General features: G+C 63.6%; 14 protein-coding genes. 2 read left to right on the plus strand and 12 right to left on the minus strand.

The window, feature by feature from the left end; translation table 11 throughout:
- Position 1: 1 nt before the first annotated feature.
- The 9 genes from TZ03_RS00110 to TZ03_RS00150 all read right to left on the minus strand — a co-directional run bounded on the left by TZ03_RS00110 (position 2) and on the right by TZ03_RS00150 (position 7,406).
- Positions 2–565 carry an NUDIX hydrolase gene (locus TZ03_RS00110; RefSeq protein ID WP_051094867.1) on the minus strand — a complete coding sequence of 188 codons (564 nt, stop codon included), beginning with the start codon at positions 563–565 and terminating at the stop codon, positions 2–4.
- A 2-nt stretch (positions 566–567) separates the two neighbouring features.
- The gene (locus TZ03_RS00115; RefSeq protein WP_051094868.1) at positions 568–1,332 is read right to left on the minus strand and encodes a GntR family transcriptional regulator; all 765 of its coding nucleotides are present in this window, start codon (positions 1,330–1,332) and stop codon (positions 568–570) included.
- A gap of 88 nt (positions 1,333–1,420) precedes the next feature.
- Positions 1,421–1,810 carry a carboxymuconolactone decarboxylase family protein gene (locus TZ03_RS00120; RefSeq protein WP_051094869.1) on the minus strand — a complete coding sequence of 130 codons (390 nt, stop codon included), beginning with the start codon at positions 1,808–1,810 and terminating at the stop codon, positions 1,421–1,423.
- A gap of 196 nt (positions 1,811–2,006) precedes the next feature.
- Positions 2,007–2,492 (minus strand): flavin reductase family protein, encoded by a 486-nt coding sequence (locus TZ03_RS00125; RefSeq protein ID WP_051094870.1) that lies wholly within the window; start codon positions 2,490–2,492, stop codon positions 2,007–2,009.
- 13 nt (positions 2,493–2,505) lie between these two features.
- Positions 2,506–3,987 carry an aldehyde dehydrogenase gene (locus TZ03_RS00130; RefSeq protein WP_051094871.1) on the minus strand — a complete coding sequence of 494 codons (1,482 nt, stop codon included), beginning with the start codon at positions 3,985–3,987 and terminating at the stop codon, positions 2,506–2,508.
- Positions 3,984–4,817 carry an alpha/beta fold hydrolase gene (locus tag TZ03_RS00135; RefSeq protein ID WP_051094872.1) on the minus strand — a complete coding sequence of 278 codons (834 nt, stop codon included), beginning with the start codon at positions 4,815–4,817 and terminating at the stop codon, positions 3,984–3,986. The genes TZ03_RS00130 and TZ03_RS00135 overlap by 4 nt, the downstream gene beginning before the upstream one ends.
- Positions 4,818–4,885: 68 nt before the next feature.
- Positions 4,886–5,482, minus strand: coding sequence for an amino acid synthesis family protein (locus TZ03_RS00140; protein WP_051094873.1), 597 nt, complete (start codon positions 5,480–5,482; stop codon positions 4,886–4,888).
- Positions 5,483–5,804: 322 nt separating this feature from the next.
- A complete protein-coding gene (locus TZ03_RS00145; protein ID WP_051094874.1) occupies positions 5,805–6,845 on the minus strand; it encodes an LLM class flavin-dependent oxidoreductase in 1,041 nt (346 codons plus the stop codon).
- A gap of 75 nt (positions 6,846–6,920) precedes the next feature.
- On the minus strand, positions 6,921–7,406 hold the full coding sequence (locus TZ03_RS00150) for a flavin reductase family protein (RefSeq protein ID WP_051094875.1): 486 nt from the start codon (positions 7,404–7,406) through the stop codon (positions 6,921–6,923).
- Positions 7,407–7,723: 317 nt separating this feature from the next.
- Between TZ03_RS00150 and TZ03_RS00155 the strand changes: the two genes are divergently transcribed.
- Positions 7,724–9,130, plus strand: a complete 1,407-nt coding sequence (locus tag TZ03_RS00155) for a purine-cytosine permease family protein (RefSeq protein WP_051094876.1) — start codon at positions 7,724–7,726, stop codon at positions 9,128–9,130.
- A 205-nt stretch (positions 9,131–9,335) separates the two neighbouring features.
- Here the strand turns inward: TZ03_RS00155 and TZ03_RS00160 are convergent, their stop codons facing one another.
- The gene (locus TZ03_RS00160; RefSeq protein ID WP_051094877.1) at positions 9,336–10,961 is read right to left on the minus strand and encodes a methyl-accepting chemotaxis protein; all 1,626 of its coding nucleotides are present in this window, start codon (positions 10,959–10,961) and stop codon (positions 9,336–9,338) included.
- A gap of 230 nt (positions 10,962–11,191) precedes the next feature.
- Positions 11,192–12,394, minus strand: a complete 1,203-nt coding sequence (locus TZ03_RS00165) for an NAD(P)/FAD-dependent oxidoreductase (protein ID WP_051094878.1) — start codon at positions 12,392–12,394, stop codon at positions 11,192–11,194.
- 256 nt (positions 12,395–12,650) lie between these two features.
- Between TZ03_RS00165 and TZ03_RS00170 the strand changes: the two genes are divergently transcribed.
- A complete protein-coding gene (locus TZ03_RS00170; protein WP_051094879.1) occupies positions 12,651–13,190 on the plus strand; it encodes an RrF2 family transcriptional regulator in 540 nt (179 codons plus the stop codon).
- 224 nt (positions 13,191–13,414) lie between these two features.
- Here the strand turns inward: TZ03_RS00170 and TZ03_RS00175 are convergent, their stop codons facing one another.
- The gene (locus tag TZ03_RS00175) at positions 13,415–14,326 is read right to left on the minus strand and encodes an AraC family transcriptional regulator (RefSeq protein ID WP_051094880.1); all 912 of its coding nucleotides are present in this window, start codon (positions 14,324–14,326) and stop codon (positions 13,415–13,417) included.
- Positions 14,327–14,370: the final 44 nt, after the last annotated feature.

Consider the following 14,370-nt stretch of genomic DNA (forward strand, 5'->3'; position numbering starts at 1 on the left):
GCTAGCGAATGAAGTGCACCTTGCCAGTGTCGTCATTGCCCATGTAAATGCCGTACACCCCGGCCTGCCGTTCGAGGATGTAGCGCTCGAGAATCTGCCGAATCGCCGGGTAATAGATCTCGTCCCACGGGATCTGATCGGCCTCGAAGAACTTGTAGGCCAGCGTTTCTGCCCCGTACTGCCCGGTTTCTTCGGTGGCGATGGCGCGGAAGATGATGTACACCTCGCTGATTTTCGGCACGCTGAAGATCGAGTACGGCGAGACGATTTCGGCGCGCACGCCGCTTTCTTCCCAGACTTCGCGCAGTGCTGCCTGCTCGGTGGTCTCGCCTGCCTCCATGAACCCGGCCGGCAAGGTCCAGGTGCCTGGGCGCGGTGGGATGGCGCGCTGGCACAGCAGGTACTTGCCATCGCGCTCGATGATGCAGCCAGCGATGATCTTCGGGTTGATGTAGTGGATGTAGCCGCAGCCGGTGCAGTGCAGGCGCTCGTGAGTGTCGCCTGTGGGAACGCCCCGGGCCAGTTCCGTGGTGCAGTGCGGGCAGTAGCGCGGGGCAGTGGGCATGATCAGCGACCTATGCGTGGTTCTATGCGGGGTTCCTTGAGGGCCAGGGGCTCGACCATGTCGCGCACCTTGCTGTTGTCATCCTGCTTCTGGCGCAGGTAGTCCAGGGCCACCTTGGCGGCGGCGCGGACGTGGTCGACCGAGGCCTGGTGAGCGACCAGCGGGTCGCCGCTCTTGATCGCCTCGACGATCTTTTCCATTTCGCGGTTGCTGGCGCCACGGCGGTTTTCCTGCGACACCGAGGTGGCACGCAGGTAGCTGATGCGCGCCTGCAACTGGCGCAGCTGCTGGGCCGCCACTTGGTTGCCGGAGCCTTCCAGCAGTACATCGTAGAAACCTTGTACCGAATCCAGCACCTGTTGCAGCTCGCCTTCTTCCAGGGCTTCGCGGTTGACCTCCAGCGCGCGCTCCAGGGCACGGATGTCCTTGGCCTTGGCGTTGAGGGTGAACAGCTGCACGATCAGCCCTTCGAGCACGCAGCGCAGCTCGTAGATGTCGCGGGCGTCTTCCAGGGTGATGATGGCCACGCGGGGGCCCTTGGCGTCGGCGAATTCCACCAGGCCTTCGGATTCCAGGTGGCGGAGGGCTTCACGCACCGAGGTGCGGCTGACCCCGAGGCGGTCGCAGAGGTCGCGCTCGACCAGGCGATCGCCTGGTAGCAGGTGGAAGTTCATGATCGCGGTGCGCAGCTTGTCGAGCACGATTTCGCGCAGTGTCACGGGGTTGCGGTTGACCTTGAAGCTGTCATCGAGTGGCTGGCGTTTCATCAGGTGCGCTCTTTATGAGGCTGTTGCGCCAACATCGCGGAACGCCTCGAACCGAGGCTTTCCATGCAGTGGTTCGAACAGCCCGTTGTTAACGGGTTGACTCCGCATCGGCTTCGGCAAACGCTTCCCGGGCCAGGCGGAAACTGTCCACCGCCGCGGGTACGCCGCAGTAAATGCCGACCTGGAGCAGGATCTCGCGAATCTGTTCACGGCTCAGGCCATTACGCAAGGCGCCGCGAATGTGCAGCTTGAGCTCGTGGGGCCGGTTGAGCGCGGAAATCATGGCCAAGTTTATCATGCTGCGCTCCTTGAGCGACAAGCCTTCGCGGCCCCAGACGTGGCCCCAGCAGTATTCGGTGACCAGTTCCTGCAATGGCTTGGTGAAGTCGTCGGCGTTCTGGATCGAGCGCTTGACGTATTCCTCGCCCAGCACCTGGGTGCGGATCTGCAGGCCTTTTTCGTACTTTTCATTGCTCATGGGCAGTACTCCGGAAGAAAACAGGGGCCGCAACCGAGGGTGAGACGATAGCGCGGCCCCTAAAAACAGGGGCATCGGTGTGGGGTTCTTCGCGGGCTTGCCCGCTCCCACAGGTACTGTGCAGGTCTCGGGAGTTGCGCGATCCCTGTGGGAGCGGGCGAGCCCGCGAAGAAGCCAGCACCGATTTCAAGGTATGTCAGCCAAGCGGGGGCAGGGCGCCCAGCTTGCCCTTGTGGTACACCATCGGGGTCACCGGTTCGGCCGGCAGCACCAGGTTCTTCACCGCGCCGACGATGATCGCGTGGTCACCGCCGTCGTACTCGCGCCACAGTTCGCACTCGATGATCGCCGTGGCCTTGGCCAGCAGCGGGTTGCCCAGCTCGCTCAGGTGCCACTCGACGCCCTTGGCCTTGTCCGTGCCCTTGCCGGCGAAGGCATAGGCCTCGGCGGTCTGGTCGGCGGACAGCAGGTGGATGGCGAACTGCTTGCTGTCCCGCAGGATCGGGTAGGTGTCGGAGGCGTAGTTGGGGCAGAACAGCACCAGCGCCGGGTCGATCGACAACGCGCTGAAGGCGCTGGCGGTGATGCCGACGATGGCGCCGTCGGCGTCCAGGGTGGTGACCACCGTGACGCCGGACGGGAAGGAGCCCATCACGTCTTTGTAGATGCCTGGTTCGATCATCTCGTGTTACCTCTCAACGCATCACAAACGGGTCGGGCATGGGCGCGGTGGACAGGTTGATCCACACGGTCTTCAGCTCGGTATAGGCCAGCACCGAATCGATGCCGCTCTCACGGCCGTAGCCGCTGTTCTTGAAGCCGCCGATCGGTGCCATGGCCGATACCGCGCGGTAGGTGTTGACCCAGATGATCCCCGAACGCACGTCGCGGGCCAGGCGGTGGGCACGGCCCAGGTCGCGGGTCCAGATGCCGGCGGCCAGGCCGAACTGCGAGTCGTTGGCGATGGCCAGGGCTTCTTCCTCGGTCTTGAAGCGGATTACCGCGGCAACCGGGCCGAACACTTCTTCCTGCATGATGGTCATCGAATTGCTGTCGCATTCGAACAGGGTCGGCTCGTAGAACCAGCCGTCACCTTCGACCTCGGCACGCTTGCCGCCCATGTGCAGCTTGGCGCCTTCGGCCTTGGCCGCAGCTACCAGGCCTTCGACCACGGCCAGCTGTTGCGCGGTGGCCATCGGGCCCATTTCGCTGGCGTCATCCTGCGGGTTGCCGATGCGGATGCGCTTGGCGCGGGCGATCAGGCGCTCGACGAAATCGTCGAAGATCTCGTCCTGCACCAGCAGGCGCGAACCGGCCACGCAGCTTTGCCCGGAGGCGGCATAGATGCCGGCCACCGCGCCATTGATGGCGCTGTCCAGGTCGGCGTCGGCGAAGATGATGTTCGGCGACTTGCCGCCCAGCTCCAGCGACAGCTTGGCGAAGTTCTCGGCACTGCTGCGCACCACGTGGCGGGCGGTGGCGGCACCGCCGGTGAAGGCGATCTTGCGCACCAGCGGGTGGCGGGTCAGCGCCGCGCCGGTGCTTGGGCCGTAGCCGGTGACCACGTTGACCACGCCGGCCGGGAAGCCGGCCTCAAGCGCCAGGCGAGCCAGTTCGAGGATGGTCGCCGAGGCGTGCTCGGAGGGCTTGAGCACGATGGTGTTGCCGGCGGCCAGGGCCGGGGCCAGCTTGATCGCGGTGAGGTAAAGCGGGCTGTTCCACGGAATGATCCCGGCAACCACGCCAATCGGCTCATGCACGGTGTAGGCGAACAGGTCTGGCTTGTCCAGCGGCAGGGTGCCGCCTTCAAGCTTGTCGGCCAGGCCCGCGGTGTAGTGGAAGAACTCTGGCAGGTAGCCGACCTGACCGCGGGTTTCGCGGATCAACTTGCCGTTGTCACGGCTTTCCAGCTGGGCCAGGTGTTCCTTGTTCTCGGCGATCAGGTCACCCAGGCGACGCAGCAGCTTGCCGCGCGCGGTGGCGGTGATGCTGCGCCACTCCTTGCTGTCGAAGGCACGCTGGGCGGCCTGTACGGCCAGCTCGACATCGGCTTCGTCGGCGTCGGGCAGTTGTGCCCAGGCCTGGGCGGTGGCCGGGTTGAGGCTGTCGAAGGTCTTGCCGCTCTGGGCATCGCGCCATTGGCCGTCGATGCACATCTGGAAACGAACGAGAGTCATGCAACAATCCCCTTGGCGGATTCGGTGAGGGTGCGGGCTTGCGCGAGGAAGTCCAGCAGCATCTTGTTGACTTCACGCGGTGATTCCACCGGCATCATATGCCGTTGCTCGGCGAGGACCACGCTGCGCGCGCCAGGAATGCTGGCGGCGAGCTGGCGGGTCATGGCCGGGGTGGAGCCCGAGTCGAGTTCGCCGGTGGCGATCAGCGTCGGCACCTGGATGCTGCCCAGGTCGCCAGCGCGGTACATGTCCTGGGTGGCGAACAGCGAGTAGGTGGTGTGGTAGCCCTGCGGGTCGTTGCTCGCCAGCACCTGGCGAATGGCGGCGACCTGCGCCGGGTTGGCAGCTTTGTATTCACGGCTGAACCAGCGGTCGAGCGCGGCATCGACGTTGGCGTCGGGGCCCAGTTGCGCGGCCTGGGCGGCCCGGGCGATAACGCCGGCACTCTGCTCGGGGCTGCGGTTGAACACGCTGTTGAGCACTACCAGCGCCGCCAGGCGCTGCGGGTAGCTGAGGGCGAAGGCCCGGGCGACCAGACCACCCATGGAGAAGCCGATCACGGTGGCCTGCGGAATCTGCAGGTGGTCGAGCAGTTCGGCGAGCTGGGCGGCGTAGCCTTCCAGGCCGATGTCGGCAGGCGGCAGGGCGCTCTGGCCGTGGCCGAGCATGTCGTAGGCGATGACGCGGTAGTCGTTGGCCAGGCCAACGAACTGACCGCCCCACATTTCCTTGTTCAGGCCCACGCCGTGGATCAGTACCACGGGTTGGCCCTGGCCGACGGACAGGTAACTGGTGCCGGCAGGTGTGCGTTCAGCGACAGGCTGAATCATGGAGGGCGCTCCTTGAAGGTCGGGCGCGGCGGGTAAGCACGCCACGCCCCGGCCCGTCTTGGTTGTTGTTATTGAGCGTTGGCTTTTTCGGCAGCCAGTTCTTCCAGGTCGATGTAGCGGTTGCCGATGCGCGGGTGCAGGCGGCCGCCGTTGGAAGCGCCCAGGACCACGACGATTTCGTCGGCACGCGGGGCGTCTTCGATCTGCATTTCCAGGGTGATGTAGTGCGAACGCAGGCCTTCGTCGTCCTTCTGCATCATCGGGATCTGGATCGAGGTGCCTGGGCCGCCGCGCTTGTTGGTGAAGCTCAGGTAGCTCTTGGCCTGTACCGCTTCGCGGTAGTGGTTGCCGAAGCGCAGGGTGTGGATCACCGCCGAGGCGTGCTCGATCTCGCCGTCGGCACCCACTACTGCGGCTTTACCGTAGGCTTCGATCTTGTCGGCACCGCCGATGGCGGCAGTCAGGCGCTCGACCATCAGCGCACCCAGCTCCGAGCAGTTGGCGCGGATTTCCGGTTTCAGATCTTCAACGAAACCGCGACCGGCCCATGGGTTCTTGATCACCACGGCCAGGCCGACCATGGTCACCGGCTTGTCGGTGGCCTTGCCGCCTTCGATGCGGGTCTCTTCGGAGTAGGTGACGATCTTGCGGATTTCGAAACTCATGGGTGGCTCCTGGTGAGGGTTATCAGCTTTGTTGTCTGATGGTATACCATAATATTTGTTGTGCAAGAGGGTGCGGAAAATTTCTCTTGCCAGGGGACGAAAGGTGGCTTGATACCTTGAATTCCGGGGTGTCTGTACTGGCCCCTTCGCGGGCTTGCCCGCTCCCACAGGTACAACACAGCTTTCATGGCCTGTGCTGTACCTGTGGGAGCGGGCAAGCCCGCGAAGAGGCCAGCGCAGGTTTCAAAAAAAAGCCCGCTCGCGCAGGCCACAAGGGCCCACGGGAGCGGGCGCGTCCCGCAATGTTTCAGGCAATGGGAATTCAGGCGAACGCCGGCACCACTTCCTTGATGAACAGCTCCAGCGACTTCTTCTTCTCGGCGTGGGGCAGGCTGTTGTCGCACCAGAAGCTGAACTCGTCGACGCCCAGTTCCTGGTAGTACTTGATGCGCGCGATGATTTCTTCCGGTGTACCGATCATGGTGTTCTTGCGGATGTTCTCCAGCTGGAACGCCGGCACTTCGGCGAACTTCGATTCAGGGCTTGGTTCGAGGAAGCCATTGACCGGGGCGGTCTTGTTGCCGAACCAGGCATCGAAGGTGCGATAGAAGCGCGAGATGGCCTGGGCGCCGACCTTCCAGCCTTCCGGCTCGGCCGGGCTGTGCACGTGGGTGTGGCGCAGCACCATCAGTTGCGGGCGCGGTACGCCCGGGTTGTTGTCCAGGGCGGCCTGGAACTTGTTCTTCAGGTCCAGCACTTCTTCGTCACCCTTCATCAGTGGGGTGACCATGACGTTGCAGCCGTTGGCCACGGCGAAGTTGTGCGAGTCTGGGTCGCGGGCGGCGATCCACATCGGCGGTGTGGCGTTGAACGGCTTCGGCACGCTGGTAGAAGTGGGGAACTTGTACACTTCGCCGTCGTGGGCGTAGTCGCCTTCCCATAGCTTGCGTACCACCGGCACCATCTCGCGCAGGGCCTTGCCGCCGTCGGTGGCCGGCATGCCACCTGCCATACGGTCGAATTCGAACTGGTAGGCGCCACGGGCCAGGCCCACTTCCATGCGGCCGTTGCTGATCACGTCGAGCAGGGCGCATTCGCCGGCCACGCGGATCGGGTTCCAGAACGGCGCGATGATGGTGCCGGCGCCCAGGCGAATCTTCTCGGTGCGCGCGGCCAGGTAGGCCAGCAGCGGCATGGGGCTTGGCGAAATGGTGTATTCCATGGCGTGGTGTTCGCCGATCCATACAGTGCTGAAACCGCCGTTCTCGGCCATCAGGGTCAGTTCGGTCAGGTCTTCGAACAGCTGGCGGTGGCTGACCTGTTCATCCCAACGTTCCATGTGCACGAACAACGAAAATTTCATGGGGCTTTCCTCAACGCTTGAAAGTGTCTGGCGCCTGGCAAGGTAGGCGGCAGTGGTCTCGATTCAGAATAGGCTTCAGGCAAAGGCCGGCAGGCTGGCCATCTTGCCGCGGCAGTACACCATCGGCCGTGGTGCCTCTTGCGGGACGATCAGGTTGTGCACCTTGCCGACCATGATGGCGTGGTCGCCACCTTCATATTCACGCCACAGTTCGCACTCGATGACGGCGGTGGCGCCGGCCAGGATCGGGTTGCCCAGCTCGCTCGTGGACCATTCGATGCCGCTGGCCTTGTCCTTGCCCTTTTTGGCGAAGGCATAGGCTTCGGCCTGCTGTTCACCGGAAAGCAGGTGAATGGCGAAGCGCTTCTGCTTGATCAGCACAGGGTAGGAGTCGGATGTGTAGTTGGGGCAGAACAGCACCAGCGGCGGGTCCATCGACAGGGAGGAGAAGGCGCTGGCGGTCAGGCCGACGACCGAGCCGTCGTCGTCCAGGGTGGTGATGACGGTAACGCCGGACGGGAAGGAGCCCAGGACGTGCTTGTAGACGGTTGCGTCGATCATCGGGTGTACCTCTAAAGGGCTGCGGTGGTCCGCGGTTTTTATCGTTGATGTGTCTGATGGTATACCGTAATACCTATTTTGCAAGCGGAATTTTCAAGCGTGGGTATTGCGCGATGAACGGCTAAAGGCCGCGTATACCGGGGGTTTGAGCGGTGAGGCGGTTTGTCGCAGGGGTTGCCCAAACAGATCAGTGGGCGTTTTTTCCTGCGGGTCAGTGTTGTCAAAAGTTTGGAATACCATAATATGGTCCGCAGCTGAGAGGCCGCCTAGATGCGGTTTCCTTACAAAGATAAAAACGACCTTTCGAGCTGAATCCTATGTCCCAACCGTCGTCGCAACACCAGTTTGTCGAGAATCACACGGTCGATTACGTTCCACCTGCCGAGCGCCATGGGAAGGCGCGCGACCTGTTCACCCTCTGGTTCAGTACCAACATTGCGCCACTGCCCATCCTCACCGGCGCCATGGTGGTGCAGGTGTTCCACCTGAACCTGTTGTGGGGCCTGGTCGCCATCGTGCTGGGTCATCTGCTCGGTGGCGTGGTCATCGCCCTGGCCTCTGCGCAAGGGCCGCAGCTGGGCATTCCGCAGATGGTGCAGAGCCGCGGCCAGTTCGGCCGCTACGGCGCCTTGCTGATCGTGTTCTTCACCGCGCTGATCTATGTCGGCTTCTTCATCTCCAACATCGTCCTGGCGGGCAAGACCATCCATGGCATCACCCCCAGCGTGCCGATGCCGGGCGCGATCGTGATCGGTGCCCTGAGCGCCACTGCCATCGGTGTGATCGGCTACCGCTTCATCCACGTCCTCAACCGCATCGGTACCTGGGTGATGGGTTCGGCACTGCTGGCCGGCTTCATCATGATGTTCATCCAGGAGCTGCCGGCCGACTTCTTCAGCCGTGGCGCCTTCAACCTGTCGGGCTTCATTGCCACCGTATCGCTGGGGGTGATCTGGCAGATCAGCTTCTCGCCGTACACCTCTGACTATTCGCGCTACCTGCCGCGTGAAGTAGGCATTGCCAAGCCGTTCTGGGCTACTTACTTCGGCGCTACCCTGGGCACCATCCTGTGCTTCAGCTTTGGTGCTGTGGCGGTGCTGTGCGTGCCGGAAGGCACCGATGCGATGGACGCGGTCAAGCAGGCCACCGGCTGGCTGGGCCCAGTCCTGATGGTGCTGTTCCTGCTCAACATCATCAGCCACAACGCCCTCAACCTGTATGGGGCGGTGCTGTCGATCGTCACCGCGATCCAGACCTTCATTGCCGAGTGGACGCCGAGCATCAAGGTGCGGGTGATCCTGGCGTCGGTGATCCTGGTGGGCTGCGGGCTGGTGGCGTTGAATGCCTCGGCGGACTTCATCGGCCAGTTCATCGGCCTGATCCTGGCGCTGTTGCTGGTGCTGGTGCCGTGGGCGTCGATCAACCTGATCGACTTCTACCTGATCAAGAAGGGCCAGTACGACATCGCCTCGATCTTCAGCGCCGACGGCGGCATCTATGGCCGCTTCAACCACCACGCGATCATTGCCTATGCCTGCGGGATCCTGGTGCAACTGCCGTTCGCCAACACGTCGCTGTACGTGGGGCCATACTCGAACATTGTCGAAGGGGCTGACCTGTCGTGGCTGTTCGGCTTGCTGGTGACGGTGCCGCTGTATTACTGCCTGGCGACTCGCGGCAAGGCTGCCGGGAAGGTGGGGCGGGTTGTCGGTGTCAATGACTGATAGAGCGTTGTTGCAGTAATTGGGGCTGCTTTGCAGCCCATCGCCGGCAAGCCAGCTCCCACCCGACCGCACAGCCCTCAAGCCATGTGCAGTACCTAGGGGAGCCTGGCTCCCACCCGACTGCACAGACCTCAAGCCATGTGCAGTACCTGTGGGAGCCTGGCTTGCCGGCGATGGGCCGCAACGCGGCCCCGGCTGTTTCTGATCAAACCTTGAACTGCGCCACCATGCCATTCAGGTCCACCGCCAGGCGCGACAAATCCTGCGCCGCCGCACTGGTCTGGTTCGCCCCCGCCGATGTCTGCATCGCCAGGTCCCGGATATTCACCAGGTTACGGTCCACCTCGCGCGCCACCTGCGCTTGTTCCTCCGAGGCACTGGCAATCACCAGGTTGCGCTGGTTGATCGAAGCGATCGCCTCGGCAATCACCTCCAACGCCTGACCGGCCCCTTGGGCTACTTCCAGCGTACCAGTGGCGCGGCCCTGGCTGCTGTGCATCGCCGTCACCGCCCGTTCGGTACCGTTCTGGATGCCGGCGATCATCTGCTCGATCTCCGCCGTCGACTGCTGGGTACGGTGGGCGAGGGCGCGTACCTCGTCGGCCACCACGGCAAAACCACGCCCGGCCTCGCCGGCACGGGCAGCTTCGATGGCGGCGTTCAGTGCCAGCAGGTTGGTCTGCCCGGCGATCGCGCCAATCACATCCAGCACGCGGCTGATCTCATTGGCATTGCTGGCCAATTGTTCGATCTCGGTCGAGGTGCCGGTCACGTCCGCCACCAGATGCTGGATGGAGGCCAGGGCCTGGTTGACCCGATCGCGACCATCGCGGGTGGTCTGGTCGGCGCCTTTCGAGGCGTCGGCGGTGCTGACCGCGTTGTTCGCCACTTCCTCGACGGCCGCAGTCATCTGGTTGACGGCTGTGGCTGCCTGGTCGATTTCCGCGCTTTGCTGATGCAGGCCGCGGCTGGTGTCTTCGGTGACGGTGTGCAGTTCTTCCGAGGCCGAGGCCAGTTGGTCGGACGAGGCGGCGATCTTGCGGATGGTGTCGCGCAAGCTGCCTTGCATGCGGCTCAGGGCGCGTAACAGCAGGGCCGGCTCGTCGCGGCCGAATACGCGGATGTCCTGGGTCAGGTCTCCGGTCGCCACGCGTTCGGCCACGGCCAGCGCATCGGCCAGCGGCACGACGATACTGCGGGTGAGCAGGGTGGCAATGGCGGCCAGTGCCAGCATGATCACCAGCAACGAGGCAATCAGCGCGGTGGACGCCTGGGCTGCCACATCGCTGCTGCGCAGCGATGCCTGTTCGGCGCCTTTGCCGTTGTAGGCGATCAGTGCAGTCATGGCTTTCATCATGCTGTCGGCATACTGGGTGAGCGGGCCGCTGATCTGTTGCTTGGCATCATCCATGCGGCCGGCATCGATGGCCTGCAGTACCTGTGTCTGCAGGTCGAGGTATTGCTGATGGGCAGCGTTGAAGGTGTTGAACAGGGCGCGGTCGTCGTCGGCGATGATGGTGTCGTCGTAGTCCTTCAGGCTGTTCTTGAGTTCGGCATTGATGTCGTCGAGCAGCTGCAGGTTGCGGCGGCGTTCGCTGGGGTTGTCGTCCAGCGCGGCACGCAGGGTGATGGCGCGAGCGCGGCCGAGGTTGCTGCTGATTTCGCTGAGGGCTACCACGGCGGGCATCCAGGTGACCCGGATTTCGTCCGTGGCCTTGTCCATCTGCCGGGTTTCATAAAGTGCGATCAGGCCCATGAACAGGACCAGGATGCCCAACAGGGCGAACACGCTGGCAGCACGAATGCCGATCTTCAAATTCCTTAACTGCATGAAATGCTCCTTGACGGTGGCGTGCAGGCCTCAGGAGCTCGGGCGGATGGCCGGGTCACCGGTGTGGCGCCAGGCTCTGGAAGCGCTGCGGATTTGGATGTGTGCCTCACCCTCATTAATAATTTTTTATTTGAATGATGCCATATGGCCATCATTGTTGACCAGTCATTCAATGTATGACTGGGCATGACAAAACCGCCATATCTTGACGGTTTTGTCAGGTATTTGAATCACACGATTGCGATCATTGGGTCGGCAGCCGCCAAGGCCACGGCGCGGTCAGCGGCTGGTGGGTAGATCCATACCGAGTTGATCTGGCGCTTGAGATCCTTGCCTTCCTGGCCCTGCAGCTTCAGTTCGCGCTCCCAGCCTTCGCTGAATGCCGCGCCCCAGTCCCCCAGGTCCAGGCAGGTGACGTACTTGGGCTGGCGGTACACCACCGGCTGCAGGCCGAGCAGGTCGGCCGCGGCGTTGTTGCCAGAGTGACGGCCCATGGGGATGGCGTGCTGGCAGGTCATCAGGGCGTGGTTGCCCAAATCGTCCACCGCAGCCCAGGCGGTGTCGCCGGTCGCGTACACGTGGTCCTGGCCCAGCACTTTCAGGTGGCCGTCCACTTTCAGCCGGCCGAAGTTGTCACGCTCGCCGCCAACCTGCGCGGTCAACGGGCTGGCTTTGACGCCGACAGTCCAGATCACGGTGTTGCTGGCAATGTGCTCGCCGTTGTCCAGCGTGACGCCAGCGGCATCGACGGCCACTACGCAGGCCCCCGCCAGCCACTCGACCCCGGCCTGTTCGCAGGCGGCGACGATCGATGGCGTGATGCCCGCCCCCAATGCCGCGCCAACTTGCGCGCCACGGTCGACCACCACCACCCGCAACGCCGCCCCGGCGCCAAGGATCGCACGCAGGCGGGCAGGCATTTCGGTCGCGGTTTCGATACCGGTAAAGCCACCGCCGCAGACCACCACGGTGTCACGCGCCGGCGAAGCGGGCAGGGCGGCCAGGCCGACCAGGTGCTGCTCCAGGCGCATGGCCGACTCCATCTGGTCGACATCGAACGCGTGTTCGGCCAGGCCCGGCACCGCTGGGCGTGCGACCTGGCTGCCGGCGGCAAGGATCAGGCGGTCGTAGGTGATCTGTTGCGGCTGGCCCTGGGCGTCGGTGTAGCTGACGCTACGCCCTTCGGTATCGATGCTGTCGGCGTTGCCCGGGATGAAGTGAATGCCTACGGCTTCGAACAGTTCGCCCAGCGGGGCCTTCATGCCATGCACGTCGGCTTCGTAGAAGCGCGGGCGAATGCGCAGTTCCGGTTGTGGCGCCAGCACGTTGATGCTGAGGTCGGCGCGCTGGGCCTGGTCGAACAGGCGCGCGGCGCTCAGTGCGCTCCAGACACCGGCAAAGCCGGCACCGATGATCAGGATGTTCGATTTCATGTAGGTGCTCCACAAGGTTCTAGGGGCTTCGAGGACGGGATAGGTGTCTCTCGAATAACTACGACTGTATTGATCGTAGTTTATGCATGCAAGTCTTTTTTTCGACCCAGCGTCACCCCGTGCTGCTGTTCGACCGCCTGAATAGCTGTATTTATTGGGTTAAAGGGAAAAGTCAGGCCGACAGGCGGCGGCTTTGTGCTTTGCGCTACGCAGGCTATCAGCGTATTATTTGCGACAGATTTGGTCGGAGATAGCTATGTCGCTCTACAGTGCTGGCGTTGAATACGGCATCCATTGCCTGCTGTTCCTGGTGGACGAGCGCGGTGATTCGCGCGAGTCCAGCGTGCGCGACCTGGCGGAGTTGCAGGGCGTGCCCCAGGAATACCTGGCCAAGGTCTTCACCAAGCTGGCCCGCGCCGGGCTGGTGGCCGCCACTGAAGGCGTGCGCGGTGGCTTTCGCCTGGCGCGGCCGTCGGATGAGATCACCGTGCTGGATATCGTCACTGCCATCGACGGGCCGAAGAAGATCTTCGACTGCCGGGAAATTCGCGAGCGCTGCGCGGTATTCGAAGGTTCGGCGCCAGGCTGGGCGACCGAGGGCACCTGCGCGATCCATGCAGTGATGCTGGGGGCGCAGAAGCGTATGGAGGAGGCGCTGGCGCAGCAGACCATCCTGGATCTGGCGCGTCGCTTTGGGCGCAAGGCGCCGGCCGAGTTCGGGCAGAAGGTCAATGCCTGGATGGGCGAGCGGCGGGAAGGTAAAGGGGCTGGGGATATTCCCGTCAGTCAGGTCTGAATAGATTGGCTGTACTGGCCCTATCGCCGGCAAGCCAGCTCCCACCTCGACCGCATAGGCCTCAAGCCCTGTGCAGTACCTGTGGGAGCTGGCTTGCCGGCGATGAGGCCAGTCCAGGCAATACAAGACAGTTGCTCACACAGGCTGGCACATGGCTTGAGATCAATGCGGTCGGGGTGGGAGCTGGCTTGCCGGCGATAGGGCCAGTACAGGCACAGTAAGGTTCAGCGCCCCTCATGCTGACGCCGATACGCCCCCGGTTGCACCCCCACCGCCTTGGCAAACGCCCGGGTAAACGCTGCCACCGACTGATAGCCCACCTGAGCCCCTACTTGCTCCACGGTATTCCCCGCCCGCAACAACTGGCTGGCATGGCGCATGCGCAACGCCAGCAACACTTGCCCCGGCGACTGCCCCGCCAGTTCATTGAAGCGCTTGAAGAACGCCGACCGCGACAGCCCGGTGCAGGCGGCCATGCTTTCCAGGGTCCAGGTTTGCCCCGGTTGCTCGATCAACTGCTCCAGCAGCCTGGCAAACGTCGGCTGGCGGGCAAGCGCGACCAGCCCGCCCAGCGACTGCCCGGCATGCACCTGCTGGCGCAGCACATACAGGAACAGCAAATGCGTCAGCCGCTCCAGCAACGCCTGTGACGGCCCGGTGGCGCGCCGGCATTCTTCCAGGATCAGCTCGAACAATGCCCGCGCCGCATGCCCGGCCGGTTCATCGGCGCGCAGCAGGATCCAGTCGGCCAGGCCTTCGACGATCAGCGATGACAACCCCGGCTTGAAGTGGAAGAAGCCACACACCAGCCCCACACCATCGCCCGCGTCGGCGTCCAGGGCCTGCATGCGCAGGCGCGGTTGTGCACAGGCGCCGGCCGGGTCCTGGTCACTGGACAGGCGGTAGCCCAGGTCGCGCAGCAGGAACACCGCATCGCCGGCTTCCAGGCGCACCGCCTCGGCATGGCCGTCGATATGCAGCCAGCAGTGTCCTTGCACTACCAGGTGGAAGCTGGCCCGGCCCATGCCCTGGGTGCTGGCGTGCCAGCCGCCGCAGTAGCGGCCGACATGGAACAGGCTGGCATCGAGCTCCAGGCCCTCTAATAACCAATCGACAAGGTGGCTGGACGAAATCATCTAATGTAAAGACTCAGGAGCAAGGAAAGGCGACTGATGAATAT

Origin of the sequence: Pseudomonas sp. 10-1B, assembly GCF_000935045.1 — a bacterium.
Taxonomy (GTDB): Bacteria; Pseudomonadota; Gammaproteobacteria; order Pseudomonadales; family Pseudomonadaceae; genus Aquipseudomonas.